Below are 12,480 nucleotides of genomic sequence, written 5' to 3'. Positions count from 1 at the left end.
GACAGCAGATGCAGATCGCCATCGTCCTCTTCGACCGCTTCACCGCCCTGGACGCCGTCGGCCCCTACGAGACCCTGGGCCGCCTCCCGGACGCGGAGACCGTCTTCGTCGCCGAGCGCACCGGCCCCGTGCGCACCGACACCGGCACCCTCGCCCTCACCGCCGACCGGACGCTCGCCGAGGTGCCGAGCCCCGACATCGTGGTCGTACCCGGCGGTCCCGGCCAGACCCCGCAGATGGAGAACGGCACCCTCCTGGACTGGCTGCGCACCGCCGACGCCACCAGCACCTGGACGACCTCCGTGTGCACCGGCTCCCTGCTGCTCGCCGCCGCCGGACTCCTCAAGGGCCGTCGAGCGACCTCGCACTGGCTGGCGCTCGACTTCCTGAAGCGGTTCGGGGCCGAGCCGACGGGGGAGCGGGTCGTCCTCGACGGCAAGTACGTCACCGCGGCCGGCGTCTCCTCCGGCATCGACATGGGCCTGACCCTGCTCGGCAGGATCGCGGGCGACGAACACGCCCAGGCCGTACAGCTGCTGACGGAGTACGACCCGCAGCCGCCCTACGACGCCGGGTCCCCGCACAAGGCCCCGGCGCACCTCGTCGAGGAGTTCCGTGCCAAGAGCCGCTTCATTCTGACGTAGGCACGTTCCAGGTGAAGCGTGGCTGCCTACGCTCAAGGAAAGCGGCGACCCCCTCCTCGGTGTCGCCGCTGCCGCCCGCCTGACCGGCCCAGTACGCGTCGCGGTCCGTACGGCCGTCCGCGAACTCCTTCGCCGCGGCCTGTGTCAGCTGCGAGCGGGACACCAGGATCCGCGTGAACTCCGCGACCCGCTCGGCGAGTTCGCCCTCGGGCAGCACCTCGTCCACCAGACCCGTGCGCAGCGCCCGCTCCGCGCCGACCAACTCGCCCGAGAACAGCAGGTACTTGGCGGCAGCCGGACCCACCAGCGCCACCAGCCGCCGGGTGGAGGAGGCCGGATACACGATGCCGAGCTTCGCCGGAGTCACCCCGAACAGCGCGCCCTCCTCGGCGAACCTCAGATCGCAGGCCGCCGCGAGCTGCGACCCGCCGCCCACACAGTGACCGCGGATCGCCGCGAGCGTCGGCTTGGGGAACGCGGCGAGGGCCTCCTCGGCCCGCACGGCCAGCTCCTGCGCCTCCTGCGGCGACCCCCGCAGCGTGGAGATGTCGGCCCCCGCGCAGAAGGTCCCGCCCTCACCGGTCAGCACCAGCGCCCGCACGTCGGGATCGGCGGCCAGCGTGTCGAGCAGCGGCGGCAGCGCCCGCCACATCGCGGCCGTCATGGCGTTGCGCTTGGCCGGATGGTGGACGACGACGGTGGCGACCGAGTCGGCGACGGCGTGCAGCAGCTGCGGCTCCATGCGCCGGATGCTATCCGCACCGGGCGTGCAGGCGATCAAGAGGGTCGGTGAGCGCGACAGGCGAACGCATCGGACGGGCGGCCGTCGAACCGTACAACCCGAATAGTTCGGGAAGTCGGCGCGAGAGGGACAGGAGCAGTCCCACATCTGACCGTGTCATACGCCAACGGTCAGAAGCGCTCGATATCCGCTGACTTCTCTTCAGTCCTTCGGGGTGGAGCGGCTCGTTACCAACACTCGAGTTGTGGTGACAATCGAGCACAAGGGTGGCGACCGGACGATGGAAGACCATGGGCGCGGGTCCGCCCCACGCCCAGCAGGCGGCTCGGACGAGCCCCTCGGCCCCAGGCCGCGGGATCCGTTGCCGTACGAGGGCGTGTGGCGGTTCACCGCCCCCGCCGTCGACGCCTCGGTCCCGCAGGCGCGACATGCCGTACGGGATCTGCTGCACCGCCAGGGGGTGCCGGTCTCGGACGACCTCGTCCAGGGGCTGCTGCTGATCGTCTCGGAGCTGGTCACGAATGCGGTGCGGCACGCGGCGCTTCTTTCACCGACGCTCGCCGTGGAGATCGCCGTCGGTGCCGAGTGGGTGCGGGTGTCCGTGGAGGACAACCACCCCTACCGGCCGACCGCCCTGGAGGCCGACCACGGCCGGACCGGTGGCCGCGGACTCCTCCTGGTGCGCGAGATCACCCGGGAGGCGGGCGGGGTGTGCGACGTCGAGCACACCGCGAGCGGCGGCAAGGTGATCTGGGCCGCCCTGCCGCTCAAGCCCGCGCGCGTGCCGTAAGAGCCCGTGTCACCAGCCGGCGGACGTGCCCGTCAGCTCCCTGACCGCGGGGCGGGCCGCGTCCAGGACGGTCATGAACCAGGCGGAGAAGGTGTCCTTGGCGTGCCGCTCCGCAAGCTCGGCGGGGGATACGAAGGCCGTCGTGCCGACCTCCTCCGGGTCCGGTCGCAGCGGGGACTGCACCAGCCCGACGAAGAGGTGGTTGTACTCCTGCTCGACCAGGCCCGAGGCCGGGTCGGGGTGGTTGTAGCGGACCGTGCCCGCCTCGCCGAGCAGTGACGGGGAGACGCCGAGCTCCTCGTACGTCCGCCGGGCGGCCGCCGCGAAGGGCGCCTCACCGGGGTAGGGGTGGCCGCAGCAGGTGTTGGACCACACGCCGGGGGAGTGGTACTTGCCCAGCGCCCGCTGCTGGAGCAGCAGCCGCCCCTGCTCGTCGAAGAGGAACACCGAGAAGGCGCGGTGCAGCTGTCCCGGCGGCTGATGGGCGGCGAGCTTCTCCGCGGTGCCGATCGTCACACCGTTCTCGTCGACCAGTTCCAGCAAAATCGCGTCCACGGTGCCGTTCGACGAACTGTGCGTCGCGGTGGCAGGTGTGATCGGCATACCCATCCTTCGCATTGGTCTTCGCGCCCCCAGTGTGCCGTACGAATCCGGCGCTCCCGGCAGTTGATCGTGCCCGGCGCGGCGCACACGGAACCGTGCGGGGCGGGGTTGTGAGCATGGGGACGCAGCCGTTCGCCGGACCGATGCGTTCCGCCGGAATCTGTGTTTCAGGGGTCGTACTGGTGTGTCAGTGGCACAGCCGGGCTTCGTGCTCGGCGTGCCCGGACGGCTCCAGCTGGAAGGTGCAGTGCTCCACGTCGAAGTGGTCGCCGAGGCAGCCCTGGAGCTCGTGAAGCATCTTCTCGTGACCGATGGCGCTGAGCACGTCGGAGCGCACGACCACGTGCGCGGACAGGACCGGCATGCCGGACGTGATCGTCCAGGCGTGCAGGTCGTGGACGTCCTCGACACCGTCCAGGGCCAGTACGTGGGCCCGTACGTCGGCGATGTCGACGTCCTTGGGGGCCGCCTCCAGCAGGACGTCGAGGGTCTCGCGCAGCAGCTTCCAGGTGCGCGGCACGATCATCACGCCGATCACCAGCGAGGCGATCGGGTCGGCGGCCTGCCAGCCGGTGGTGAGGATCACCACCGCGGAGATCAGCACCGCGACCGAGCCCAGCGCGTCCGCGGCCACTTCCAGGAACGCGCCGCGCACGTTCAGGCTGTCCTTCTGGCCGCGCATCAGCAGCGACAGCGACACCATGTTCGCGACCAGACCGATCGCGCCGAAGACCATGGTCGGCCCGCCCTCGGTGCCGGCGGGCGTGACGAACCGCTGGATCGCCTCGTACAGGACGTATCCGCCGACCCCGAGCAGCAGCAGGCAGTTGGCGAGGGCGGCGAGGATCTCGGCGCGGGCCAGCCCGAAGGTGCGCCGGTCGCTCGGCGGGAGGCTCCCGAACCGGATCGCGAGCAGGGCCATGCCGAGGCCCAGCGCGTCGGTCGCCATGTGCGCCGCGTCGGCGACCAGCGCCAGCGAGTCGGCGACCACGCCCCCGATGATCTCGACCACCATGACGCCGAGCGTGATGAACAGCGCGGCCCGCAGCCGCCCGCGGTAGGCCGCGGTGGCCGTTCCGCCGGACGGCGCGCCGTGCTTGTGCCCGTGCGCGTGCCCGTGATCGTGCCCAGCCCCCATGAAAAAGCTCCTCCTGTGTTCCGCCCGAGATCACAGTGAACTACGGGCCGGGGTATCGGGCAACGCTGCACTGAACACCGTTGTCATGTGCCCTGACCTGCAGAAACGATCCGCAGGTCAGACGTTTGTCGAGAGTCCGCGATGCTTCGTGGGCCGTGTGCGGCTCACCCCGAGTGGTGCCGCAGCCATCCCTGCCACGCCGACTCGACCATCTCGCGCACCCCGCGCCGGGCCGTCCAGCCCAGCACCTCGGCGGCCCGCGCGGCCGAGGCGACCGCCCGGGGCGCGTCCCCGGGACGCCTGGCCTCCACCACGGGCGGCCGTCGGTCCCCGCTCGCATCGCCGATGACCGTGATCAGTTCCCGTACGGAGACGCCCTCACCGCGACCGATGTTGACCGTCAGGTCACCGGGAACGGCATTCTCGGTCAGCCGCCGGGCCGCCGCGAGGTGGGCCTCGGCGAGATCGGCGACGTGGATGTAGTCACGGACGCACGTCCCGTCCGGCGTCGGATAGTCGTCGCCGAAGATCCGCGGGGCCTCGTCACGGGTGAGCCGGTCGAAGACCATGGGGACGATGTTGAAGACGCCCGTGTCCGCCAGCTCCGGCGCGGCCGCCCCGGCGACGTTGAAGTAGCGCAGGCACACGGTCGAGATGCCGTGCGCCCGGCCCGCCGCCCGCACCAGCCACTCCCCGGCGAGCTTGGTCTCGCCGTACGGGTTCACCGGGGCGCACGGAGTGTCCTCCGTGATCAGGTCCACGTCCGGGTTGCCGTAGACGGCCGCAGACGAGGAGAAGAGGAAGCGTTTGATCCCGGCCTCGGCGACCGCTTCCAGGAGCGTGGCGAGACCGCCCACGTTCTCCTGGTAGTAGCGCGTCGGCTGCGCCACCGACTCGGCGACCTGCTTGCGTGCCGCGAGATGCACCACACCCGTCACTCCGTACTCGGCGCACACCCGCTTCAACAGGTCCGCGTCCAGCGACGAGCCCCGGACGAGCGGAACGTCCGCCGGCAGCCGTGCGGGCACCCCGGCCGAGAGGTCGTCCAGTACGAGGACCCGCTCGCCGGCGTCGTTCATGGCCCGCGCCACATGTGCCCCGATGTACCCGGCACCGCCGGTGATCAGCCATGTCATGGTCGCCCACCCTATGCCGAGGCCCCGACGCCCCACGCAATGTCCCGGATGCCCGATCTGGGAGGGCAAGTTTGTGGGCGGGGCCCGCAATCACCGATGATGATCGCGGCAAAGGCCGGTGGAGACGGTGCTGATCTGCCCGTGAACGGGCGGTGAACACCGCCTTCCAGGCATCCGATAGCCTCTGCCGACATGCCGCCCGGCCGGTGCCGCCAAGCCACGCCAAGGGGCGCCCCACCATGCACATGCCCGGCGCCCACGCGCCGGCACTCAGGGAGTGAGTTCGGTTGCCGACCGCCATCCTCACCGGTCAGCCGGTCCCCGGATCGTCGATCGAGGGCGATCTGCGGTCGCTCGGCTTCGACGTCCGGAGCGCTTCCGACGCCGCCGACGCCGAGACCCTGCTCGCCCAGGTGCCGGGTGACCAGCGGGTCGCCGTGGTCGACGCCCGCTTCGTGGGCCACGTCCACGCCCTGCGCCTCGGTCTCACCGACCCCCGCTTCCCGCTCGCCGCGGTGCCGGGCGCGGTGACCGCCCAGCCGGGCGGCCGCCAGGCCCTGACCCGGGCGGTGGCACGTGAGAACTCCGCGGGCGGCGGTACGGCACTGGCCGTCGACAGCCTCGCCGACCGCATCGTCACCGCCCTCGCCGCCGACGGCACCGACGTGCACCGCCCCGAGCTCGGCAGCCTGGTCGCCGAGGTCCCTGCCGACCCGCAGGCCCGCAACGAGGCACGGCAGGCCGTCGCCGCCGTCGACGACGAGGCCGTACGCCTGAAGTCGGCCGTGAAGGCCCGCGACGGCTTCTTCACCACCTACTTCATCAGCCCGTACTCCCGCTACATCGCCCGCTGGTGCGCCCGCCGGGGCCTGACCCCGAACCAGGTCACCACGGCCTCCCTGATCACCGCGCTGATAGCGGCCGGCTGCGCGGCCACCGGCACCCGGGGCGGCTTCGTCGCCGCCGGCATCCTGCTGATCTTCTCCTTCGTCCTCGACTGCACCGACGGACAGCTCGCCCGCTACTCCCTGCAGTACTCGACGCTCGGCGCCTGGCTGGACGCCACCTTCGACCGGGCCAAGGAGTACGCCTACTACGCGGGCCTCGCCCTGGGAGCCGCCCGCGGCGGCGACGATGTTTGGGCCCTCGCCCTCGGCGCGATGGTCCTGCAGAGCTGTCGGCACATCGTGGACTTCTCCTTCAACGAGGCGAACCACGACGCCACGGCCAACACCAGCCCCACCGCTGCCCTTTCGGACAAGCTCGACAGCGTCGGCTGGACGGTCTGGGTGCGCCGGATGATCGTCCTGCCGATCGGCGAGCGCTGGGCGATGATCGCCGTCCTGACCGCGGCGACCACTCCTCGCATCACCTTCTACGCGCTGCTCATCGGGTGCGCGTTCGCGGCGACCTACACGACGGCGGGGCGGGTGCTGCGGTCGTTGACACGCAAGGCCAAGCGGACGGACCGGGCGGCGCAGGCGCTGGCGGATCTGGCGGACAGCGGGCCGCTCGCCTCACTTGTGGCCCGTGCCACCCGCGTCCGCCTCGGCGCACCGCTGCTGGTGGCGCTCGCCGGGACGGCCGTCCTCGCTGCGGCCCTGTTTTCCGGCGTGACCTGGGCGCCCGTCTGCGGTGCCGTCGTCTACACGATCACCGCCGGTCAAGCCCTGTACCGCCCCCTCAAGGGCGCCCTCGACTGGCTGGTCCCCCCGCTCTTCCGCGCCGCCGAATACGGCACCGTTCTGGTCCTGGCGGCCAAAGCGGACGTGAACGGGGCCCTTCCTGCGGCTTTCGGCCTGGTGGCGGCGGTCGCCTACCATCACTACGACACGGTGTACCGCATCCGCGGCGATGCCGGAGCGCCCCCGGCCTGGCTGGTGCGCGCCATCGGGGGGCACGAAGGGCGGACGCTGCTCGTCGCCGTTCTGGCCGCGGCGCTCTCCGCCTCGCAGTTCAAGGTCGCGCTCACGGTCCTCGCCGTGGCCGTCGCCCTGGTGGTGCTCGTCGAGAGCATCCGCTTCTGGGCGTCCTCCGGGGCGCCCGCCGTACACGATGAAGGAGAACCCGCATGATCGGCCTCGTGCTGGCGGCCGGCGCCGGACGGCGTCTGCGCCCCTACACCGACAGCCTTCCCAAGGCGCTGGTGCCGGTGGGGCCCGCGGGCATAGAGGGCGAACCCACGGTTTTGGACCTCACCCTCGGCAACTTCGCCGAGATCGGTCTCACCGAGGTCGCGATCATCGTCGGCTACCGCAAGGAAGCCGTGTACGAGCGCAAGGCGGCCCTGGAGCAGAAGTACGGCCTCAAGCTCACCCTCATCGACAACGACAAGGCCGAGGAGTGGAACAACGCCTACTCCCTGTGGTGCGGTCGTGACGCCCTCAAGGACGGCGTGATCCTCGCCAACGGCGACACCGTCCACCCGGTCTCCGTCGAGAAGACGCTGCTCGCCGCCCGCGGCGACGGCAAGAAGATCATCCTCGCCCTGGACACGGTGAAGTCCCTCGCGGACGAGGAGATGAAGGTCGTCGTCGACCCCGCCAAGGGCATGACGAAGATCACCAAGCTGATGGACCCGTCCGAGGCCACCGGCGAGTACATCGGCGTCACCCTCATCGAGGGCGACGCCGCCCCGGAGCTGGCCGACGCGCTGAAGACGGTCTGGGAGAGTGACCCGCAGCAGTTCTACGAGCACGGCTACCAGGAACTCGTGAACCGCGGCTTCCGCATCGACGTGGCGCCGATCGGCGACGTCAAGTGGGTGGAGATCGACAACCACGACGATCTCGCCCGTGGACGGGAGATCGCGTGCCTCTACTGACCCGGCTCATCCCCGCGCCGGTCGTCGTGGACATCCGCCCGGGTGCCCTGGACGATCTGGTCGGGGTCCTCGCCGACGAGCGCATCTCGCACTCCGGCAGGCTCGCCATCGCCGTCAGCGGCGGCTCCGGCGCCAAGCTGCGCGAGCGCCTCGCCCCCTCGCTGCCCGGCGCGACCTGGTACGAGGTCGGCGGCGGCACCCTCGACGACGCGGTCCGGCTGGCCGGCGACATAAAGGCCGGCCACTACGACGCGGTCGTGGGCCTCGGCGGCGGCAAGATCATCGACTGCGCCAAGTTCGCCGCGGCACGCGTCGGCCTCCCCCTGGTCGCCGTACCGACGAACCTCGCGCACGACGGCCTGTGCTCACCGGTCGCCACCCTCGACAACGACGCGGGGCGCGGTTCCTACGGCGTCCCGAACCCGATCGCGGTCGTCATCGACCTCGACGTCATCCATCAGGCGCCGGTGCGCTTCGTGCGGGCGGGCATTGGCGACGCGATCTCCAACATCTCCGCGATCGCCGACTGGGAGCTGGCCAACCGCGTCAAGGGCGAGAAGATCGACGGCCTCGCCGCCGCGATCGCCCGGCAGGCCGGCGAGGCGGTCCTCAGGCACCCGGGCGGCATCGGGGACACCGACTTCCTCCAGGTGCTCGCCGAGGCGCTGGTCCTCAGCGGCATCGCGATGTCGGTGTCCGGCGACTCCCGCCCGTCCTCCGGGGCGTGCCACGAGATCAACCACGCCTTCGACCTGCTCTTCCCCAAGCGGGCAGCCGCCCACGGAGAGCAGTGCGGGCTGGGCGCGGCCTTCGCGATGTACCTGCGCGGAGCCCACGAGGAGTCGGCCTACATGGCCGAGGTGCTGCGCCGGCACGGGCTGCCGGTGCTTCCGGAGGAGATCGGCTTCACGGTGGACGAGTTCGTCCGGGCCGTGGAGTTCGCTCCGGAGACCAGGCCCGGCCGCTACACGATCCTCGAACACCTCGACCTCAAGACCGAACAGATCAAGGACACCTACGCCGACTATGTCAAGGCCATCGGTAGCTGAACTCCGACCGGTCGTCCACCCCGCGGGGGTGAAGGACCGGCGCAGCGGTGAGCACTGGATGGGGCGCCTCTACATGCGTGAGGTGTCCCTGCGGGTCGACCGCTACCTGGTAAACACCAGGGTCACGCCCAACCAGCTCACGTACCTGATGACCGTCTTCGGCGTCCTCGCGGCCCCGGCACTCCTGGTGCCGGGGATCTGGGGGGCCGTGCTCGGCGTGGTGTGCGTCCAGATGTACCTGCTGCTCGACTGCGTCGACGGCGAGATCGCGCGCTGGAAGAAGCAGTACTCGCTCGGCGGGGTCTACCTGGACCGGGTCGGCGCCTACCTGACCGACGCGGCGGTGCTCGTCGGCTTCGGTCTGCGCGCCGCCGACCTGTGGGGCTCCGGGCGGATCGACTGGCTGTGGGCCTTCCTCGGCACGCTCGCCGCGCTCGGCGCGATCCTGATCAAGGCCGAGACCGACCTCGTCGGCGTCGCCCGCCACCAGGGCGGCCTGCCGCCGGTCAAGGAAGCCGCCGCCGAGATGCGCTCCTCCGGCATGGCACTGGCCCGCCGGGCCGCGGCCGCGTTCAAGTTCCACCGGCTGATCCTCGGCATCGAGGCGTCCCTGCTCATCCTGGTCCTCGCGATCGTGGACGACATGCGCGGCGACCTGTTCTTCTCCCGCCTCGGCGTCGCGGTCCTCGCCGGCATCGCGCTCCTGCAGACCGTCCTGCACCTCGTGTCCATCCTCGCGTCGAGCAGGCTGAAGTGAGCGCGCCCATGAAGGTCGGCGCGGTCATCATCACCATGGGCAACCGCCCCGACGAACTGCGCGCCTTGCTCGACGCGGTCGCCAAGCAGGACGGCGACCGCGTCGAGGTGGTCGTGGTCGGCAACGGCTCGCCCGTCCCGGACGTCCCCGAAGGCGTACGGACCATCGAGCTGCCGGAGAACCTCGGCATCCCCGGCGGCCGCAACGTCGGCATCGAGGCCTTCGGCCCCAGCGGCCGCGACGTCGACATATTGATGTTCCTCGACGACGACGGCCTGCTCGCCGGTCACGACACCGCCGAGCTGTGCCGTCAGGCCTTCGAGGCCGACCCCGAGCTCGGCATCATCAGCTTCCGCATCGCCGACCCCGACACCGGGATCACCCAGCGCCGCCACGTCCCGCGGCTGCGCGCCTCCGACCCGATGCGCTCCTCCCGGGTCACCACCTTCCTCGGCGGCGCCAACGCCGTCCGCACCCGGGTCCTCGCCGAAGTCGGCGGCCTCCCGGACGAATTCTTCTACGCACACGAGGAAACCGACCTGGCATGGCGGGCCCTCGACGCGGGCTGGATGATCGACTACCGGTCCGACATGGTGCTGTACCACCCCACCACCGCGCCCTCCCGGCACGCGGTCTACCACCGCATGGTCGCCCGCAACCGAGTCTGGCTCGCCCGCCGCAACCTGCCTGGCCCCCTGATCCCGGTCTACCTGGGCGTCTGGCTGCTGCTCACCCTGGTGCGCCGCCCCTCGCGCTCCGCCCTGAAGGCGTGGTTCGGCGGATTCCGGGAAGGCTGGACCACCCCCTGCGGACCGCGTCGGCCCATGAAGTGGCGTACGGTGTGGCGGCTGACTCGACTGGGCCGGCCCCCTGTCATCTGACAAGCTCGTTCCAGAGAGTCACCGGGGCCGTACCGAGGTTCCGGGCTCATGCCATGCCCGCACAGGCTGCGCATCCCGAAGACGAAAGTTTCCACTAGTGAGTGAGACAACGCATGACGGCACGGTCGCGGTGAGCGCGCCCGTACCGCACGACGAGGGCCTGACGGCGGCGCAGCTCGCCGAGAAGTACGGGCTGACCGTGAGCGGCGCCCGGCCCTCCCTCGTCGAGTACGTCCGCCAGCTCTGGGACCGGCGTCACTTCATCCTCGCCTTCTCGCGGGCGAAGCTGACCGCTCAGTACAGCCAGGCGAAGCTGGGCCAGCTGTGGCAGGTGGCCACGCCGCTGCTGAACGCGGCCGTCTACTTCTTCATCTTCGGCGTCATCCTGAACGCCAGCCGCGGAATGCCGAAGGAGGTGTACATCCCCTTCCTGGTCACAGGCGTGTTCGTGTTCACCTTCACGCAGAGCTCGGTCATGGCGGGCGTCCGCGCGATCTCCGGCAACCTCGGCTTGGTCCGCGCGCTGCACTTCCCGCGCGCCTCGCTGCCGGTCTCCTTCGCCTTCCAGCAACTCCAGCAGCTGTTGGCCTCGATGATCGTGCTGTTCGCCGTGGTGGTCGGCTTCGGGCACTATCCCGACCTGTCCTGGCTGCTGATCGTGCCGGTCCTGGTCCTGCAGTTCCTCTTCAACTCGGGACTCGCGCTGATCATGGCCCGTGCGGGCGCCAAGACGCCGGACCTGGCGCAGCTCATGCCGTTCGTGATGCGTACGTGGATGTACGCGTCCGGCGTGATGTTCTCCATCCCGATCATGCTGAAGGACAAGCCGGACTGGGTGGCGACGGTCCTGCAGTGGAACCCGGCGGCCATCTACATGGACCTGATGCGCTTCTCCCTCATCGACGGCTACGGCGCCGAGAACCTGCCCGACCACGTCTGGGCGGCCGCGGGCGGCTGGGCCGTGCTTTTCGCCCTCGGCGGTTTCGTGTACTTCTGGAAGGCGGAGGAGAGGTACGGCCGTGGCTGAGGACAGGAACGACGCGCACATCCCCACCGTCATCGCGGACGAGCTGCACATCGTCTACCGCGTCAACGGTGCCAAGGCCGGCAAGGGCAGCGCCCCCGCCGCCCTCAGCCGCATTCTGAAGAGGGGCTCCGACGACGCCGAGCGTGGCGTGCGCAAGGTGCACGCCGTCAAGGGCGTCTCCTTCGTCGCCTACCGGGGCGAGGCCATCGGCCTGATCGGCTCCAACGGCTCCGGCAAGTCGACCCTGCTGCGCGCCATCGCCGGCCTGCTCCCGGCGGAGAAGGGCAAGGTCTACACCGACGGCCAGCCCTCGCTGCTGGGCGTCAACGCGGCCTTGATGAACGACCTCACCGGCGAGCGGAACGTCATATTGGGCGGGCTCGCCATGGGGATGACCCGGGAGCAGATCAAGCAGCGCTACCAGGAGATCGTCGACTTCTCCGGCATCAACGAGAAGGGCGACTTCATCACCCTCCCGATGCGCACCTACTCCTCCGGCATGGCCGCCCGACTGCGGTTCTCCATCGCCGCCGCCAAGGACCACGACGTCCTCATGATCGACGAGGCCCTGGCCACCGGTGACCGCAAGTTCCAGACGCGCTCCGAGCAACGCATCCGGGAACTGCGCAAGGAGGCCGGCACCGTGTTTCTCGTCAGTCACAACAACAAGTCGATCCGTGACACCTGCAACCGTGTCCTGTGGCTGGAACGAGGCGAGCTGCGTATGGACGGCCCGACCGACGAGGTCCTCAAGGAGTACGAGAAGTTCACGGGGAAGTAGTCCACCCCGACCCGGGCGAAGAGCCCACCCCGCTTCCCAGGGCCCCGCCGGAACTGCTCCGGCGGGGCTCCGCGTCTGCAAAAGAAACGTCAACTTCGCCCCGCGTTA

At 70.4% G+C, this 12,480-nt stretch carries 13 protein-coding genes; 9 read left to right on the top strand and 4 right to left on the bottom strand.

The genetic code is table 11. The features are described 5' to 3' along the window. The first annotated feature begins 8 nt into the window (after window positions 1-8). On the top strand, window positions 9-644 hold the full coding sequence (locus ACFYO2_RS35435) for a DJ-1/PfpI family protein (RefSeq protein WP_388357536.1): 636 nt from the start codon (window positions 9-11) through the stop codon (window positions 642-644). On the opposite strand, the gene ACFYO2_RS35430 is transcribed toward ACFYO2_RS35435, so the two are convergent. Further along, window positions 631-1,386: an enoyl-CoA hydratase/isomerase family protein gene (locus tag ACFYO2_RS35430; RefSeq protein WP_388357533.1), complete on the bottom strand. Its 756-nt coding sequence runs from the start codon at window positions 1,384-1,386 to the stop codon at window positions 631-633. The genes ACFYO2_RS35435 and ACFYO2_RS35430 overlap by 14 nt on opposite strands. Window positions 1,387-1,666: 280 nt before the next feature. Here ACFYO2_RS35430 and ACFYO2_RS35425 point away from each other — a divergent pair, with 280 nt between their 5' ends. Beyond that, complete coding sequence (locus tag ACFYO2_RS35425) at window positions 1,667-2,176, top strand: ATP-binding protein (protein WP_388357531.1); 510 nt, start codon at window positions 1,667-1,669, stop codon at window positions 2,174-2,176. A 9-nt stretch (window positions 2,177-2,185) separates the two neighbouring features. Here ACFYO2_RS35425 and idi read toward each other — a convergent pair whose 3' ends face one another. The 3 genes from idi to galE form a co-directional block, all read right to left on the bottom strand. Further along, entirely contained in the window at window positions 2,186-2,779 is a 594-nt protein-coding gene (idi, locus tag ACFYO2_RS35420; protein WP_388357528.1) for an isopentenyl-diphosphate Delta-isomerase, read from the bottom strand. Window positions 2,780-2,966: 187 nt separating this feature from the next. Next, window positions 2,967-3,917, bottom strand: a complete 951-nt coding sequence (locus ACFYO2_RS35415) for a cation diffusion facilitator family transporter (protein WP_388357526.1) — start codon at window positions 3,915-3,917, stop codon at window positions 2,967-2,969. Between the two features lie 164 nt (window positions 3,918-4,081). Then, window positions 4,082-5,053: a UDP-glucose 4-epimerase GalE gene (gene galE, locus ACFYO2_RS35410; RefSeq protein WP_388357522.1), complete on the bottom strand. Its 972-nt coding sequence runs from the start codon at window positions 5,051-5,053 to the stop codon at window positions 4,082-4,084. A gap of 287 nt (window positions 5,054-5,340) precedes the next feature. Here galE and ACFYO2_RS35405 point away from each other — a divergent pair, with 287 nt between their 5' ends. The 7 genes from ACFYO2_RS35405 to ACFYO2_RS35375 all read left to right on the top strand — a co-directional run bounded on the left by ACFYO2_RS35405 (window position 5,341) and on the right by ACFYO2_RS35375 (window position 12,372). Further along, complete coding sequence (locus ACFYO2_RS35405) at window positions 5,341-7,128, top strand: DUF5941 domain-containing protein (protein WP_388357519.1); 1,788 nt, start codon at window positions 5,341-5,343, stop codon at window positions 7,126-7,128. After that, window positions 7,125-7,877 carry a sugar phosphate nucleotidyltransferase gene (locus tag ACFYO2_RS35400; protein WP_388357516.1) on the top strand — a complete coding sequence of 251 codons (753 nt, stop codon included), beginning with the start codon at window positions 7,125-7,127 and terminating at the stop codon, window positions 7,875-7,877. Before ACFYO2_RS35405 ends, ACFYO2_RS35400 begins: the two co-directional genes overlap by 4 nt. Continuing rightward, the gene (locus ACFYO2_RS35395; RefSeq protein ID WP_388357515.1) at window positions 7,865-8,926 is read left to right on the top strand and encodes an iron-containing alcohol dehydrogenase family protein; all 1,062 of its coding nucleotides are present in this window, start codon (window positions 7,865-7,867) and stop codon (window positions 8,924-8,926) included. The genes ACFYO2_RS35400 and ACFYO2_RS35395 overlap by 13 nt, the downstream gene beginning before the upstream one ends. Beyond that, entirely contained in the window at window positions 8,904-9,683 is a 780-nt protein-coding gene (locus tag ACFYO2_RS35390) for a CDP-alcohol phosphatidyltransferase family protein (RefSeq protein WP_388357513.1), read from the top strand. Before ACFYO2_RS35395 ends, ACFYO2_RS35390 begins: the two co-directional genes overlap by 23 nt. Before the next feature lie 8 nt (window positions 9,684-9,691). After that, window positions 9,692-10,564, top strand: coding sequence for a glycosyltransferase family 2 protein (locus ACFYO2_RS35385; RefSeq protein WP_388357729.1), 873 nt, complete (start codon window positions 9,692-9,694; stop codon window positions 10,562-10,564). Window positions 10,565-10,661: 97 nt separating this feature from the next. Further along, window positions 10,662-11,591: an ABC transporter permease gene (locus tag ACFYO2_RS35380; protein WP_388357511.1), complete on the top strand. Its 930-nt coding sequence runs from the start codon at window positions 10,662-10,664 to the stop codon at window positions 11,589-11,591. Next, window positions 11,584-12,372, top strand: coding sequence for an ABC transporter ATP-binding protein (locus ACFYO2_RS35375; RefSeq protein WP_388357509.1), 789 nt, complete (start codon window positions 11,584-11,586; stop codon window positions 12,370-12,372). Before ACFYO2_RS35380 ends, ACFYO2_RS35375 begins: the two co-directional genes overlap by 8 nt. The last annotated feature ends 108 nt before the right edge of the window (window positions 12,373-12,480 follow it).

It is taken from the genome of Streptomyces sp. NPDC006602 (assembly GCF_042870385.1).
Taxonomy (GTDB): Bacteria; Actinomycetota; Actinomycetes; order Streptomycetales; family Streptomycetaceae; genus Streptomyces.
This window is presented reverse-complemented; position numbering and strand designations above follow the sequence as displayed.

Bases quoted from the DNA above. Each gene is read 5' to 3' on its own strand.
- ACFYO2_RS35435 (WP_388357536.1), top strand. From the start codon at position 9: ATGCAGATCGCCATCGTCCTCTTCGACCGCTTCACCGCCCTGGACGCC.
- ACFYO2_RS35430 (WP_388357533.1), bottom strand. From the start codon at position 1,386: ATGGAGCCGCAGCTGCTGCACGCCGTCGCCGACTCGGTCGCCACCGTC.
- ACFYO2_RS35425 (WP_388357531.1), top strand. From the start codon at position 1,667: ATGGAAGACCATGGGCGCGGGTCCGCCCCACGCCCAGCAGGCGGCTCG.
- idi (WP_388357528.1), bottom strand. From the start codon at position 2,779: ATGCCGATCACACCTGCCACCGCGACGCACAGTTCGTCGAACGGCACC.
- ACFYO2_RS35415 (WP_388357526.1), bottom strand. From the start codon at position 3,917: ATGGGGGCTGGGCACGATCACGGGCACGCGCACGGGCACAAGCACGGC.
- galE (WP_388357522.1), bottom strand. From the start codon at position 5,053: ATGACATGGCTGATCACCGGCGGTGCCGGGTACATCGGGGCACATGTG.
- ACFYO2_RS35400 (WP_388357516.1), top strand. From the start codon at position 7,125: ATGATCGGCCTCGTGCTGGCGGCCGGCGCCGGACGGCGTCTGCGCCCC.
- ACFYO2_RS35390 (WP_388357513.1), top strand. From the start codon at position 8,904: ATGTCAAGGCCATCGGTAGCTGAACTCCGACCGGTCGTCCACCCCGCG.
- ACFYO2_RS35385 (WP_388357729.1), top strand. From the start codon at position 9,692: ATGAAGGTCGGCGCGGTCATCATCACCATGGGCAACCGCCCCGACGAA.